This is a genomic window from Rhodococcus sp. IEGM 1351, from assembly GCF_030056875.1.
GTDB lineage: Bacteria > Actinomycetota > Actinomycetes > Mycobacteriales > Mycobacteriaceae > Rhodococcus_F > Rhodococcus_F opacus.
In genome coordinates this window covers 100,511-115,379 of sequence record NZ_JASHKU010000016.1, presented here as the reverse complement: position 1 = coordinate 115,379, position 14,869 = coordinate 100,511, and the positions used below count along the sequence as shown (strand labels likewise).

General features: G+C 69.3%; 12 protein-coding genes and 1 pseudogene. 11 read left to right on the top strand and 2 right to left on the bottom strand.

Annotated elements, in window-relative coordinates:
- The first annotated feature begins 250 nt into the window (after positions 1–250).
- The 7 genes from QM806_RS26165 (at position 251) to QM806_RS26135 (ending at position 6,746) form a co-directional block, all read left to right on the top strand.
- Positions 251–580: an ArsR/SmtB family transcription factor gene (locus QM806_RS26165; RefSeq protein WP_283293297.1), complete on the top strand. Its 330-nt coding sequence runs from the start codon at positions 251–253 to the stop codon at positions 578–580.
- Between the two features lie 35 nt (positions 581–615).
- Positions 616–966 carry a DUF3703 domain-containing protein gene (locus QM806_RS26160; RefSeq protein ID WP_283293296.1) on the top strand — a complete coding sequence of 117 codons (351 nt, stop codon included), beginning with the start codon at positions 616–618 and terminating at the stop codon, positions 964–966.
- A 63-nt stretch (positions 967–1,029) separates the two neighbouring features.
- Complete coding sequence (locus tag QM806_RS26155; RefSeq protein ID WP_283293295.1) at positions 1,030–1,443, top strand: ArsR/SmtB family transcription factor; 414 nt, start codon at positions 1,030–1,032, stop codon at positions 1,441–1,443.
- Positions 1,436–3,694: a heavy metal translocating P-type ATPase gene (locus QM806_RS26150; protein ID WP_283293294.1), complete on the top strand. Its 2,259-nt coding sequence runs from the start codon at positions 1,436–1,438 to the stop codon at positions 3,692–3,694. The genes QM806_RS26155 and QM806_RS26150 overlap by 8 nt, the downstream gene beginning before the upstream one ends.
- Positions 3,695–3,982: 288 nt before the next feature.
- Positions 3,983–5,053 carry a multicopper oxidase domain-containing protein gene (locus QM806_RS26145; protein ID WP_283293293.1) on the top strand — a complete coding sequence of 357 codons (1,071 nt, stop codon included), beginning with the start codon at positions 3,983–3,985 and terminating at the stop codon, positions 5,051–5,053.
- Entirely contained in the window at positions 5,050–6,336 is a 1,287-nt protein-coding gene (locus QM806_RS26140; protein WP_283293292.1) for a ZIP family metal transporter, read from the top strand. Before QM806_RS26145 ends, QM806_RS26140 begins: the two co-directional genes overlap by 4 nt.
- The gene (locus QM806_RS26135) at positions 6,333–6,746 is read left to right on the top strand and encodes a Rieske (2Fe-2S) protein (protein WP_283293291.1); all 414 of its coding nucleotides are present in this window, start codon (positions 6,333–6,335) and stop codon (positions 6,744–6,746) included. Before QM806_RS26140 ends, QM806_RS26135 begins: the two co-directional genes overlap by 4 nt.
- 176 nt (positions 6,747–6,922) lie before the next feature.
- Here QM806_RS26135 and QM806_RS26130 read toward each other — a convergent pair.
- Positions 6,923–7,177, bottom strand: a pseudogene (locus tag QM806_RS26130) (hypothetical protein); the annotation flags it as partial.
- 909 nt (positions 7,178–8,086) lie between these two features.
- On the opposite strand from QM806_RS26130, the gene QM806_RS26125 reads away from it, so the two are divergent.
- The 4 genes from QM806_RS26125 to QM806_RS26110 all read left to right on the top strand — a co-directional run bounded on the left by QM806_RS26125 (position 8,087) and on the right by QM806_RS26110 (position 14,501).
- A complete protein-coding gene (locus tag QM806_RS26125; RefSeq protein WP_502943888.1) occupies positions 8,087–10,684 on the top strand; it encodes an AMP-binding protein in 2,598 nt (865 codons plus the stop codon).
- Between the two features lie 153 nt (positions 10,685–10,837).
- Positions 10,838–11,878, top strand: a complete 1,041-nt coding sequence (locus tag QM806_RS26120) for an iron ABC transporter substrate-binding protein (protein ID WP_283293290.1) — start codon at positions 10,838–10,840, stop codon at positions 11,876–11,878.
- Positions 11,879–11,949: 71 nt separating this feature from the next.
- Entirely contained in the window at positions 11,950–13,464 is a 1,515-nt protein-coding gene (locus tag QM806_RS26115) for an ABC transporter permease (RefSeq protein WP_283293289.1), read from the top strand.
- Positions 13,461–14,501, top strand: coding sequence for an ABC transporter ATP-binding protein (locus tag QM806_RS26110; RefSeq protein ID WP_283293288.1), 1,041 nt, complete (start codon positions 13,461–13,463; stop codon positions 14,499–14,501). Before QM806_RS26115 ends, QM806_RS26110 begins: the two co-directional genes overlap by 4 nt.
- Here QM806_RS26110 and QM806_RS26105 read toward each other — a convergent pair.
- Positions 14,489–14,611 (bottom strand): hypothetical protein, encoded by a 123-nt coding sequence (locus QM806_RS26105; RefSeq protein ID WP_283293287.1) that lies wholly within the window; start codon positions 14,609–14,611, stop codon positions 14,489–14,491. The genes QM806_RS26110 and QM806_RS26105 overlap by 13 nt on opposite strands.
- Between the last annotated feature and the right edge of the window lie 258 nt (positions 14,612–14,869).

Sequence of the window (14,869 nt, the reverse complement as noted above, 5' to 3'; positions counted from 1 at the left end):
ACGCTAATGCATTTCCTTCACATCCGTGTCGCTATCCACTTGTTTCACATGGCCCCCACGAGGCGCAGCAGCGTTATCGCGCGAGGTCCGGGGGCCGGCGAGCGCCCCTGTGAGCTGCGGCGGAACGACGACTGGTCAAGCCCGTGAAGCCCATGGTTCGCGGGCAGCGCCCTGACCCGATGCCGCCGGGACGGACGGCAACGAAGATTCAGCCTTTTCTGAATTCAGTTTTCTCTGTACAGTTGGTGTGGTGGACACCGTGACGCACGCAGATGCGCTGTCAAGGTTCGGGTACGCGTTGTCGGATTCGACGCGCACCCGAATTCTGTTGAGCCTGAGGAAGGAACCCGGGTATCCGTCCGAGCTGGCAGAGCAGATCGGGGTGTCGCGGCAGATCCTGTCGAACCACCTGGCTTGCCTGCGCGGGTGCGGGCTGGTGGTCGCCGTACCGGAGGGCCGGCGGACGCGTTACGAGCTGGCGGATCCGCGGATCGGCCACGCGCTCGGCGATCTGCTCGAGCTGGTGCTCGCCGTCGATCCGGCGCTGTGCCCGGACGCCGACGACGACAGTTGCTGCTGACCACCCGAATCATATTGATGTGGAAGGGAACTGAGATGACTGAGCTGACCGAGTCGATTCGCGTCCTGTACGAGCGGGAGATGACTGCCGCGGCCGGTGCCGGTGAGGCGCAGGCGCGGTGGGCGCACCTGGAACGGGCGCACATCGTGTCGCAGCCGTATCCGTGGCTGCACACCCGCAATCACGTGGCGATGTTTCGGCTGGCCCTGCGCCAGCACGACCGCCGCGAGGCCCTCGGCCAGGTGGTGCGGATCATCGTGGCCGCCCCCGGCTCGGCGCTGGGCCGGTATCCGGAGGGCAACACCGGGCGGGTCTCGGCGGGGCTGATGACGCCGATGCCGGTTCCGGGTGATCTGGCCGAGGAGATCGCCGCCGCGGCCGCCTGACGCCCCGGTCGCACCCACGACATCGGGACTATCCTTCATATCAATATCCGTTAGTATGTTGATATGACTGAGGAACCTGTCGACACCTGCGACCTGTTGTGTCTCGACCTCCCGCACGCCGAGCAGATCCGCGCCGGGCTTCCCGCGGCGAGCCGGATCGAACCCGCCGCGGCCGCCGCCCGCGCGCTCGGCGACCCGACGCGGTTGACGATCGCGACGGCGCTCGCGGCCGGCGGTGAGCTCTGCGTATGTGACATGGCGTGGGTGGTCGGGCAGGCGCAGAACCTCGTCTCGCACCATCTGCGGCAACTCAAGATCGCCGACCTGGTGGCCTCGCGGCGACAGGGCCGGCTGGTGATGTACTCGCTCACCCTGCGCGGCCGGGCGCTGGTCGGCGCCGTACTCGGCGACCAGCCCACCGCGGCCCCGGCCGCCGCCGCGAGCAGTTCCGACAAGGTGGAGCCCGAACATGTCTGACGCCTGCTGCGGACCAGCACCGACCTCGAACACCGACGGCGCCGTCGCGGAGCCCGATCACGGGCCGGAGCGTTGGTGGCAGGTGCGGGAGCTGCAATTGGCGGCCGCGGCCGCGGTGCTGCTCGGCGCCGGCTGGCTGATCGGGCGGTCCGGTGCCGACACGATCGGGACCGCAGTGGAATTGCTCGCCGCCGTCGTCGCCGGTACGACGTTCGTCCCCGGGGCGCTGCGGAACCTGCTGCGCCACCGCCGGATCGGGGTCGGCACGCTGATGACGATCGCCGCGATCGGGGCCGTCGCGCTCGGGCAGATCCCCGAGGCCGCGATGCTCGGGATCCTGTTCTCCATCGCCGAGGGGCTCGAGCACTACGCGGTCACCCGCACCCGACGCGGGCTGCGCGCCCTGCTGTCCCTGGTGCCCCCGACCGCGACAATCCTGCGCGACGGGACCGAATTCTCGGTGGCCCCGGACGAACTGGCGCTCGGGGACCTGCTGCTGCTGCGCCCCGGGGAGCGGGCCGCCACCGACGGCATCATCCGCTCCGGCCGCACCAGCCTCGATCTGTCGGCGATCACCGGCGAATCCGTGCCGGTCGAGGCCGGACCCGGCGACGAGCTGCACGCCGGGACCATCAACGGCGGCGGCGCCATCGAGGTGCAGGTCACCGCCCGCGCCGCCGACAGCTCCCTGGCCCGCATCGTGCACATCGTCGAAGAGGCCCAGGACCGCAAGGGCGCCGGGCAGCGGCTCGCCGACACCATCGCCCGCCCCCTGGTGCCCGCGATCATGATCCTCGCCGCCCTCGTCGCAGGACTCGGTGCCCTGCTCGGCGATCCGATGCTGTGGATCGAACGGGCCCTGGTCGTGCTGGTCGCCGCCTCCCCGTGCGCCCTGGCCATCGCGGTCCCGCTGACCGTGGTCGCCGCGATCGGCGCCTCGAGCCGGCACGGCGCCCTGATCAAGGGCGGCGCCGCCCTCGAGGAACTCGGCCGGATCCGGGTGGTCGCCCTCGACAAGACCGGCACCCTGACCCGCAACACCCCGCAGGTCATCGCCACCGTCACCGTCCCGGGTGTGAACGAACCGGCCGCGCTGGCCGCCGCAGCGGCGCTCGAGGCCCGCAGCGAACACCCCCTCGCCCAGGCGATCCTGACCGCCGCCGGACCGGACATCACCCCGGCCGACGACGTCACCGCGGTCCCCGGCCACGGCCTGCACGGCACCCTCGCCGGCATCGGACTCCGGCTCGGCAAACCCGGCTGGATCAATCCCGGGCCGCTCGCCGACCCGGTCGCCCGCCTGCAGGGCGAGGGCGCCACCGTGGTGCTGCTCGAACAGCATGCGACCGTGATCGCGGCGATCGCCGTCCGCGACGAACTACGCCCCGAGGCACCCGAGGCGATCCACCGGCTACGCGGACTCGGCATCGATGTGGCGATGCTGACCGGGGACAACGACCGCACCGCCCACAGCCTCGCCGCCGAGGCCGGCATCACCACCGTGCACGCCGAACTGCTCCCCGAGGACAAGGCCACGCTGCTGCCGACCCTCGCGCGCGGCCGCCGGATCGCGATGGTCGGCGACGGCATCAACGACGCCCCCGCCCTGGCCACCGCGAACATCGGCATCGCGATGGGCGCCATGGGAACCGACGTGGCCATCGAAACCGCCGACGTCGCCCTGATGGGCGAAGACCTGCGGCACCTCCCCCAGGTGCTGGCGCACGCGCGGCGGGCCCGGACCATCATGCTGCAGAACATCGGCCTGTCCCTGGCCATCATCGGGATCTTGATCCCGCTGGCCGCCACCGGCGTCCTCGGCCTGGCCACCGTGGTGTTCATCCACGAACTCGCCGAGGTCCTCGTGATCGGCAACGCCATCCGCGCCGCCCGCGCCACCACCCTGCCCGGGCTGACCGCCGCCCCCACCACCACCGGCGCCGTGCACGTGAGCGTCGCAGCCTCCGACCACGTCCTCGGTGACCCCTGTTGTCCCCCCGCCGCGGCCGCGGCCCCGGCCCAGCGCACCGCGCCTGCCGCGCCTGCGGGACGCACACCGACACTGCTGCCGCTGACCATGCCGAACTCGGCTGCCCGCGACGGCCAGAGCGCCGACGATGGCTGCGACTGCTGCCCATCCCCCGTCGACGCCGCCGATCAACCGTCGAGCGCTACGGGCAGGCGCACGGACCGGAAACCCGACATCGAGGCCCCCAGCGGGCTGCGCTCGCACACCCCGCGACAGCAGTAGCCGATCGAGGCGCCGGCTCCTGCCAGGGCCCGGCCGATCCGGTGGTGAACCACCCACGGCGGACGGGTGGCGGGAGTGCCCGGCGGCGATCGATGCTCCCTCCTGCAGTCCCAGCTCAGCCGCCGGGGCGTCGGCAATCAGGGGGGCGGCAGTCGGGCAGCCGACAGAGCACCCGGCCCAGAATATATTCGGAACTTTGAAGTTCTGAGTTCGGCATGCCAAACTTTACGATGTGATGAGGCTCATCGATGTGCGAGATGTGGTTGCCGACCGGCCGGAGACGGGGCAATGAGCGCGCCGTCGCGCCGTCAGTTGCTGCTCGGCGGGGCGCTGGCGGGGTCCGCCGGGCTGGTGCTGGGGGCGGGAAAACTGACGCAATCACCGAACGAGCACCATCCCGGAGCAAACGCCGGCGCCGGACCGGACCATTCGTCCCACAGCGCAGCCACCGCCGGTCACGGTGGTGGAAGCAGTGGGGCGACCTTCCGACTCGGCCAGCAGGTCGACCACGCGGCGAATGGATTTCATCCCACCGCCCTGCTGCGTGATTTCGACTACGGCACGACCTCCGTGCTGCCGGACGGGCGCACGCTGCGCGAGTGGGAGGTCTTCGCCGGTGACGAGGAGATCGAAGTCGCGCCCGGTGTCTTCTTTCCGGCGTGGACGTTCAATTCGCGGGTACCGGGTCCGGCCCTGCGGTGCACCGAGGGCGACCGGCTGCGGGTGCGGTTCACCAACGGGTCCGCGCATCCGCACACGATGCACTTCCACGGCATCCACCCCGCGGAGATGGACGGGATCCCCGGGGTGGGCCGGGGCATCATCGAACCCGGCGAATCCTTCACCTACGAATTCGACGCCACCCCGTTCGGGCTGCACCTGTATCACTGCCACGTCAGCCCGCTCGCCGAGCACATCGCCCGCGGCATGTACGGCACCTTCGTCATCGACCCGCCGCAGGGACGGCCCCCGGCCGACGAGATGGTGATGGTGATGCACGGCTACAACACCACCTTCGACGGGGAAGGCAACCAGCTCTACGCGGTCAACGGCATCCCGTTCCACTACATGCACGAGCCCGTGCAGGTCAAACGTGGTGAGTTGGTGCGGATCTACCTGGTCAACGTGCTCGAGTACGACCCGATCAACAGCTTCCACGTGCACGGCAACTTCTTCGACTACTACCCGACGGGGACCCGGCTCGAGCCGGCCGAGTTCACCGACACCATCGTCCAGGCCCAGGGCCAGCGCGGAATCTGCGAGATGCGGTTCCCGCATCCGGGCAAATACATGTTCCACGCCCACAAGACCGAGTTCGCCGACCTGGGCTGGATGGGATTCTTCGAGGTGACCGAATGACCCCCACCCCAGGTCCGGCGACGTCGGACAACCCGGACCGTACCGCGGTGCCGCCGCAGGACCCCGGCCAGGCGTCGGTCACCGAGACCGAATCACCCGCCGAACGCCCCGACGCACCCCGCGCCGGAGTGTGGATCCGCGGCGTGGGTGTCGTGGCGATCATCGTCGCCGCGCTGGCGGCGTTGGCGATGCTGGCCGCGCAGAGCCTGCCCGAGCGCGCCGGCCCCCCGATCGAGGACATCGCGATCGAACGCACCGTCCTCGAGCCGGGGCAGATCAGCCTGACTCTGCGCAACGTCGGCCCCGATCCGGTCACCGTCGCGCAGGTGTTCGTCAACGACGCATTCGTCGACGTCGTCGGCGCCGAGGAGCCGCTCGGGCGGCTGGCGTCCGAGACGATCACGCTCGACTACCCGTGGATCACCGGTCAGCCGTATCTGATCTCGATGCTGACCAACACCGGTCTGGTCATCGAACACGAAATCCCCGCCGCGGTGGACACCCCCGCACCCGGGGCCGACTTCTTCGTCACGATGGCGTTGCTCGGCACCTATGTGGGGATCATCCCGGTGCTGCTGGGCATGCTGTTGCTCCCGGTGCTGCGCCGGGTGAGCGCCGACGTGGTCCGGTTCGTCCTCGCCGTCACCGTCGGCCTGCTCGCGTTCCTCGCCTTCGACGGTGCCAGCGAGGGATTCGAGCTGGCATCCCAGTCCGGCGGTGCCTTCGGCGGGACCGCCCTGGTCGTCCTCGGCGCCGCGGCGGCCTTCCTCACCCTGATGGGAATCGACCGATTCCTGCGGGCCCGCCGGGCGCACGCCGACGCCGCCGGAGCGTCCGGTCTGCGATTGGCCGTCATGATCGCGGCCGGGATCGGGCTGCACAACCTCGGGGAGGGGCTGGCGATCGGATCGGCGTACGCGGTCGGGGAACTCGCCCTCGGGGCCTTCCTGGTGCTCGGCTTCACCCTGCACAACACCACCGAGGGCCTGGCCATCGTCGCCCCGCTCACCCGTCGGCGCACCCAGGTGATCACGCTCCTGGGACTGGGGATGCTCGCCGGCGCACCGGCCATCCTCGGCGCCGTCCTCGGCGCCGGGGTCGGCAACACCGAGGTCTCCGCGCTGCTGCTCGGTGTCGGGGTCGGCGCCATCATCCAGGTGATCATCCAGATCGCCCCGTCCCTGCGAAGCGATGACCGCACCGCTGCGGGGCCGTGGGTGCTCGCCGGCATCGGCGCCGGAATGCTCCTGATGTTCGTCACCGCCCTGGCGGTGCCCGCATGAGCACCCTCCCGTCGCCCACAGGGATGCCCCGCCGAACCTTCCTCGCCGCCACCTGTGCCACCGGATGCCTCGCCGCCGCCGGATGCAGCGCCGGGGCGGCCACCTCCGACCGATCCACCACCGATACCGCCCGAATTGCCGTCTCCGATGTCCCGGTCGGCGGCGGAATCGTCCTCCCTGCGCAACAACTCGTCCTCACACAGCCGCAAGCGGGCGTGTTCCGGGCCTTCTCGGCGGTGTGCACCCACCAGGGCTGCAACGTGTCCGAGGTCCGCGACGGCACCATCAACTGCCCCTGCCACGGCAGCCGCTACTCCATCACCGACGGCTCCGTCGTCCGCCGACCCGCCCAGGAGCCCCTCCCCACCTACGCCGTCACCCGCACCGGCGACTTTCTCACAATCAGTTGACGCACCGGGATCCGCAGGCGGAGACAAAATCAATCGCGACAAGCGGTGGACCGGCCGGGAAACCCGGGTGAGGCCGTCGTAGCAGAGCGGCCAGGTCCCGGTCGGTTCGTCGCCAGGCCTCGCCGCCCGCAAAGGCATTCTTTCTCGGTTGTGCTTGCGGTCCTCGGACATGTCCGTCAATGGAGGATCGTCGAGTCGACCAGGATGTACGTGGCGACGGCGAAGACGAGGTAGCCGAACCATCGTTGGAGTCGGCTGGTGTCGACGCGTAGCGCAGCGCGCCGGGTTCCGATTGCCGAAGTCGGGGATGTAGCGGTGCCGAAGTGTCCGGCGAGGAGTGATCCGGAAATTGCGGTGGTGGCGAACACAGCGGTGAGCGCCCAGTCGATATTTGTTCCGCTCAGGTGTGAGAGCAGTCCGGCCACCGAGTGGTGCTCGCGCATCTCACTGATGTTGAGGGGTGCGAGGTCGGTGAGGCTCCGGGTGAGCAGGGCCAGGAGTAGGTGGTCGGTGCCGATCTCCTCGTGCCGGAGCAGGGCGTCTGGCGCAGGGCGCCTTGGAGGACTTTCTCCGTTTTCTCCGGTGATCGGAAGGTGCCCGGCGGGATCGGAGCTGGTACCGGTGCTGACGGTGTCGAGTGTGTTGTCGAGGGTGGGTGCGGTGATACCCCGTATGAGGTCAGTGCTGCGACTGCGGGGCCGCCGGCGGCGAGGACGACGACCCGGCGGGCCTGATCGGCGAATCTGTCGAACATCACGCACCCCCTTCCCGGGCGTCACCCGTGCGCGAACCCTCCAGCACGAACTGAACCAGCAACCCACCCCCGGCCCCGCCCACCGCATAACCATCCGGCTCAGCGACGACGAATACACCCGCGCCCAGGCCGCACCGGATTGGCGCCAGGGATCGAATCCACCAGCGTGCCAGGCTGAACCGTGGGCGGCAGGATACGCAGGCTGGACCGACTCGAGGACACACCAGATAGCACCGATGCGTTGGAAAGCTCTCCGGAGACCCGCCTCGTCGTCTACGTCAAGGGCGCCTACCGAGGCCACTCAGAGGAACCCGTGTTCGGATAACTGCTGCGGTTGATTGCATGCGCCTGGAACAACGCGCGGCTCGAAATGGGTCTGACATGGTGGGTACCGTCCTGCACGGTGGTCGGGCGGCCATGGCCAGCGGCGCCGGTGGCGAGCAGCGTCCCCGAAGAACAGTCCTGCCGCGGGAGTCCACAATGATCGGCCCGGACGGGGCACCCTGGTGGAACGCCACCCGCGCGGTGGTCATCGCGACGCCACCACCGAGCGTGTTAGGTACGGCATGCCTTATAGACTCGGTCGGTGTCCAGCTCGTCCGTCCATGTAGAGCGCCCCGGTGTGCGCTTCCCGCGCGAGCTGGGAAGATTCGGTGACTCTCCGGCGCTGATCACGCCGGGCGAGACGGTGACCTACCGTGAACTGGCAGAACGCGTCGAGCGGGTGGCCTCACGGCTCGGCGGGACCCGACGTCTGGTGTTGGTCGCCGGCAGCAACGAGATCGATCTGAGCATCACCTATCTCTCGGCCCTGTTCGCCGGGCATCCGGTGTTGCTGGCACCGGGCGACAATCCCGATAGCCTCGAGGCCCTGATCGCCGCGTACCGACCCGACGTCGTGGTGCGCAGCGCCGACGGGCGCACGGTGGTCGAGGAGCTCCGTGAGCGCTCCGCGCACCTGCTGCACCCCGACCTCGCGCTGCTGCTGAGCACCTCCGGATCGACCGGATCACCGAAACTCGTCCGCCTCTCGCACCGCAACGTGCAGGCCAATGCCGAGTCGATCGCGGACTACCTCGACATCCAGGGCACCGACCGTGCTGTGACGACGCTGCCCATGCACTACTGCTACGGGTTATCGGTCATCCACAGCCACCTCCTCCGCGGCGCCGCCCTGATCCTCACGACCCACTCGGTCACCGACCCCGGGTTCTGGGACCTCGTCAAGGCCCACCGCGGCACCAGCTTCGCGGGTGTGCCGTATACCTTCGATCTCCTCGACCGGATCGGGTTCGACGAACTGGATCTGCCCGACCTGCGGTACATCACGCAGGCCGGTGGGCGGCTGGCACCGGACCGGGTGCGGGCCTTTGCGGATCTGGGTCGACGGCGGGGCTGGGAGTTGTTCGTCATGTACGGGCAGACGGAGGCGACGGCCCGGATGGCGTATCTACCAGCGGAACTCGCCGCCACCCACCCGCTGTCGATCGGCCGGCCGGTTCCCGGCGGATCCTTCCGGCTCGAACCGGTCGCCGACGCCCCGGACGGCGCCGGTGAGCTGATCTACGCGGGGCCGAACGTGATGCTCGGCTACGCCCACACCCCCGAGGACCTGCGCCTCGGTGACACCCTCGGCGGCGAACTCCGGACCGGTGACCTCGCCCGGCAGACGGGTGACGGGTTGTACGAGGTGGTCGGTCGCCGAAGCCGGTTCGCCAAGGTCTTCGGACTGCGGATCGACCTGCAGCACGTCGAGTCGGCACTCGCGCAGCACGGGCTGACGGCCTGCTGCGCGGGCGGAACGGACGAGTTGATCGTGGCCGTCCAGAACTGGGGCGATGTGGATACGGTCCGGCACGCGACCGCCCGGGCCTCGGGTCTTCCCGTCGCGGCCATCCGGGTGTGCCCCGTCGACGAGCTTCCGCGGACCTCCACGGGAAAACCCGATCTCCGCGCCGTCGCCGAGCTGGCACACGCGTCCGAACGACCGCGGGCCACGCAATCGACCACAGGCCCCGACACCGGCGCCGTACGGGCGTTGTTTGCCGACATCCTCCGCTGCACGCACGTCACCGATGACAGCACGTTCGTGAGCCTGGGCGGCGATTCCCTGTCCTATGTGCGGATGTCCCTGCGACTCGAGGAGATGCTCGGCTATCTCCCCGAGAACTGGCACACCACCCGTGTCGGGGACTTCGCAGCGGCTCCGCGGCGACACCGCTGGCGGAGGGTGGAAACCAACGTCCTGCTCCGCGCGGTGGCGATCGTGCTGATCGCGGGCTCGCACATTCACCTGTTCACGCTGCTCGGCGGAGCGCACGTGCTCCTCGGGATCGCGGGCTACAACTTCGCACGCTTCCACCTCGGCGCAGCCGAACGGACCGACCGTGTCCGCCACACACTCGGGAGCGTCGCCCGGATCGCCGTTCCCAGCATGGTGTGGATCGGGTCCGTCATCGCCCTCACCGGGGACTACCGCATCACCAGTGCGTTCCTGCTCAACGGAATCTTCGGTCCGGACGGGTGGTCCGCCGAGTGGCGATACTGGTTCGTCGAGGCGATCGTGTACATCGTGCTCGCCGCCGCCGCGGTGCTCTCCATACCGCTCGTCGACCGCATCGAGCGCAGGTACCCGTTCTGGTTCGCGATGGGGTTCGTGGCCCTCGGCCTGCTCACCCGGTACGGACTGGTCGACGTCGACGACACCCGCAATCGCATCCTGACCGCGCCGGTGGTCTTCTGGTTGTTCGCCCTCGGCTGGGCAGCCGCCAAGTCGACGACCGTCTGGCATCGACTCTGCGTCACCGCGGTGGTCGTGGCCACGGTTCCCGGGTTCTTCTTCGGTGAGACTCGGCGGGAGATCATCATCGTCGGTGGGCTCTGCCTGCTGGTGTGGCTCAAATCCGTCCCCTGCCCGACGATGCTGAGCCGAGTGGCAGGGGTGTTGGCGAGTGCGTCCCTCTACATCTACCTGACACATTTCCAGGTGTATCTGCCGTTGCGCGACGACCATCCTTGGTTGGCGCTGGCGCTGTCGATTCTGGTCGGCATCCTCTATTGGCAGGCGGTGACATTCGTACTCGGCCTGCGCCGACGGCGCGGTGCCGTGCTGTCGACTCTCACGGGAGCCGGATCGCATCGATCTCTGGTTCGAACCAGCGCGTCATCGCAGACGGGCGAATGAGCGTCGGTCGTCCGCGCGACGGTCGGGCGCTCGGTCCCGGGCGATCCTCAACTCGGTGCGCCCTGCGCGGCAATTTAGGTTTGCCAATCCTGTGGGTAGCATCATTTTCCTAATGACGGCTGGGACTGGTCCCGCTGCGGAAGAGGACGGACGATGAGGATGCGGATCGGACTGATGTCGGGGGTGGCGCTCGCCACCGCCGCGGTGCTGATGGTGGCAGGGTGCTCGGATTCCGGTTCGGACAACGGGACCGATTCGGGCGCCGCCAACCAGATCACCGTGTACAACGCGCAGCACGAATCGTTGTCCCAGGAGTGGGCTGACGCCTTCACGGCGGAGACCGGCATCGAGGTGGAACTGCGCAACGGTAGTGACACCGAGCTCGGCAACCAGCTCGTGGCCGAGGGTGACCAGTCGCCGGCCGACGTGTTTCTCACGGAGAATTCCCCGGCCATGACGCTGGTGGAGAACGCCGGGCTCTTCGCCGACGTGAACCAGGACGTCCTCGACCAGGTCCCGAGCCAGTACCGGCCGTCGAGCGGCAAGTGGACCGGGATCGCGGCCCGCTCCACCGTATTCGCGTACAACAAGGACACGCTGCCCCAGGACCAGCTGCCGAAGTCGCTGCTCGACCTGCAGGATCCCGCCTGGAAGGACCGCTGGGCTGCGTCCCCGTCGGGCGCCGATTTCCAGGCCATCGTCAGTGCGCTGCTCGAGCTGAAGGGTGAGGACGCCACCCGGGCGTGGCTGGCCGGGATGAAGGAGAACGTCCGCACCTACAAGGGCAACGGCGCGGTGATGAAGGCCGTCAACGCCGGGGAGATCCCGGGCGGGGTGATCTACCACTACTACTGGTTCGGTGATCAGGCCAAGACCGGTGAGAACAGCAACAACGTCGCTCTGCACTACTTCAAGAACGAGGATCCGGGGGCGTTCGTCAGCGTCTCCGGTGGCGGTGTCCTGCAGTCCAGCACGAAGCAGGATGCGGCGCAGCAGTTCCTGAAGTTCGTCACCGGCCAGAAGGGGCAGGACGTCCTGCAGACCGGTACGTCGTTCGAGTACACGGTGGGCAGTGGCGTGCCCGCGAATCCGAAGCTGGTTCCCCTCGCCGAGCTGCAGGCCCCGCAGGTCGACCCCGCGAAGCTCAACAGCCCGCAGGTCACCGAGCTCATGACGGAAGCCGGTTTGCTCTGAATCTCGCACTGATCGGCCGAGCGCGGTCGGGAGACGCGGACAGGGCGCGTCGCCCGACCGCCCGGCCGGGCATGCCACTCCCCTTGGCGGTCGCCGCGGTGATCGTGGTGGCCGCGTCGTTCATTCCGCTCGGGTACGTGATCGCGGCGAGCATCGCCACGGGCTGGGACACCGCGTCGGCGTTGCTGTTCCGACCCCGGGTACGCGAATTGCTGTCGAACACCGTGCTGCTGGTCGTGGTCACGGTCCCGATCTGCGTCATTGTCGGCGTCCTCGCCGCCTGGCTCGTCGAGCGCACCCGGGTGCCGGGGGCGAAGGTGTGGGCGGTGCTTCTCGCGGCGCCTCTGGCCGTTCCGGCGTTCGTGAACAGTTATTCCTGGGTGACGGCGGTTCCCTCCCTCGGCGGGCTGCCCGGCGGCGTTCTCATCGCGACCCTCTCGTATTTCCCCCTCGTCTACATTCCGGCGGCCGCGACACTGCGCCGGTTGGATCCGGCCGTCGAGGAATCGGCGCGAGCACTCGGCGTCGGGCCGTGGGCGGTGTTCTTCCGCGTCGTGGTGCCGCAGCTGCGCCTCGCCATCGCCGGCGGGGCGTTGCTGGTGTCGCTGCACCTTCTCGCCGAATACGGCGCCTTCGTCTTCATCAGGTTCGACACGTTCACGACGGCGATCTTCGAGCAGTATCAGTCGACGTTCAACGGGACCGCGGCGACGATGCTGGCCGGTGTCCTGGTGCTGCTGTGCCTGACCCTGCTGGTGATCGAATCGGTCGTCCGCGGCAGCGCCCGGTACGCCCGGATCGGGTCGGGTGCGGCCCGCCGGGTCGTGCCCGCCGAACTCGGGTGGCGGTACTCGCCGATGGTGCTTGCGTTCCTCGGGGTGCTGATCGCGGCGTCCGTCGGTGTCCCGGTGGTCAGTGTCCTGCGGTGGCTCGTCATCGGTGGGAGCGCGGTCTGGGAGTGGGACGCCGTCGCGTCCGCGCTGGTACAGACTCTCGGGTTCGGCATCGCCGGCGCCGTCGTGACGTGTGTACTTGCCTTCCCGATCGCCTGGATCTCGATCCGCCGCCGCGGTCGGTTCAGCCGCTTCCTCGAGGGCGGCACCTACATCTCGAGTTCGCTGCCCGGCATCGTGGTGGCACTGGCGTTGGTCACCGTCTCCATCCGCTACCTCCACCCGCTCTATCAGAGCGTGGCCGTCGTGATCGCGGGCTACGCGCTGCTCTTCCTGCCGCGTGCCCTGGTGAACCTCCGGGCCGGACTCGCGCAGGCGCCCGTCGGGCTCGAGGAGGCGGCGCAGTCGCTGGGTGTCTCGCCGCTGTCGGCCTTCTTCCGGGTCACGCTGCGGCTGGCCGCCCCGGCCACGGCGGCGGGCGGGGCCCTGGTGTTCCTGGGGATCGTCAACGAGCTGACCGCCACCCTGTTGCTGGCGCCCACCGGTACCCGCACCCTGTCCATGCGGTTCTGGTCGCTGAGCAGCGAGATCGACTACGCCGGCGCCGCGCCGTACGCACTGATCATGATCGTGTTGTCGCTGCCCATGACCTACGTGCTCTTCTCCCAGTCGAAAAAGGTAGCGGGACTATGACATACGCACTCGAAGTGGACGGACTCGACAAGTCGTTCGGCGCCGCGGCGGTCCTCCGGCACGTCGCGTTCGCCGTCGAGGCGGGATCCACGACGGCGATCGTGGGGCCGTCGGGTTGCGGCAAGACCACGTTGCTCCGCCTGATCGCGGGCTTCGAGAAGCCGGATGCCGGCACCATCGCACTAGCCGGTCGGGTCGTCGCGGGCGGTGGCTGGGCGCCGGCGCACCGGCGGTCGGTGGGGTACGTGGCCCAGGACGGCGCGCTGTTCCCGCACGCCACGGTCGGCGCGAATGTCGGGTTCGGGCTGCCCCGCCGGGCCCGCACCGCGGCGACGATCGCCGGGCTCCTGGAGATGGTGTCGCTGGACCCGTCGTACGCGTCCCGGCGACCCGACCAGCTGTCGGGCGGGCAGCAGCAGCGGGTGGCACTCGCGCGGGCGCTGGCCCGCGAACCCGAACTCATGCTGCTCGACGAGCCGTTCTCCGCACTGGACGCCGGGCTGCGGGCGAACACCCGCAGGATCGTCGCGGACGTGCTCGCGAAGGCGGGGATCACCACCATCCTCGTCACCCACGACCAGCCCGAGGCGCTGTCGTTCGCCGACCGGGTCGCGGTGATGAGCACCGGTCGCCTCGCCCAGATCGGTACCCCACGCGAAATCTATTCCACCCCGATCGACGTCCCCACCGCGGAGTTCATCGGTGACGCCGTCGTGTTGTCGGCGCACGTCGACGGCGGCCGGGCCCGCTGCGCCCTCGGCGACGTGGCCGTGGCCGCGAACGGCGTCCGCGGGAGCGCCCGAGTCATGGTGCGGCCGGAGCAGATCGAACTCACCGCGGACGGCGCAGGCGTAACCGGGACGGTCGTCGACGTCGAATACCTCGGGTCGGAGATGCTGCTCGGCATACGCCTCGACAACGCGGACGGCGTCGTCTCCGAACGGGTCACCGTCCGCCGCTTCGGTGCCACCGCCCTCACTCCGGGCGATCGCGTCGGCATCCGCGTCCTCGGCAGGGGCGTGGCCTACCAAGCCTGAGCCAATCCGGCAATATCGCGGGCCGCCACCTTGGTACCGTTCGACGCGCGCAACACCGCCGCGGCACCGAACGACTTGTCGAGACCTGTTACCTCGTTTGCGTAGGTCATGGTCCGGCACCCTCCTCGCTGTCGGTGGTGAGCAACGCCAACCGGCTCCGCCGGTTCACCCCTCGACCTCCCCGCCCTCCCACGCACCCCGCCCGCCAGCGCCGCACCGGTCACTGGGCGGTCATGACCACCGCAACGGTGCTGATCATCGACGACGAGGTGAAACTGCGCGCCTGGTGCGCGACTACCTCGAGCGGGAGGGCTACACCGTGCTCGAGGCGGGCGACGGCCGCCGCGCCCTCGACCTGCGCAGCGAAG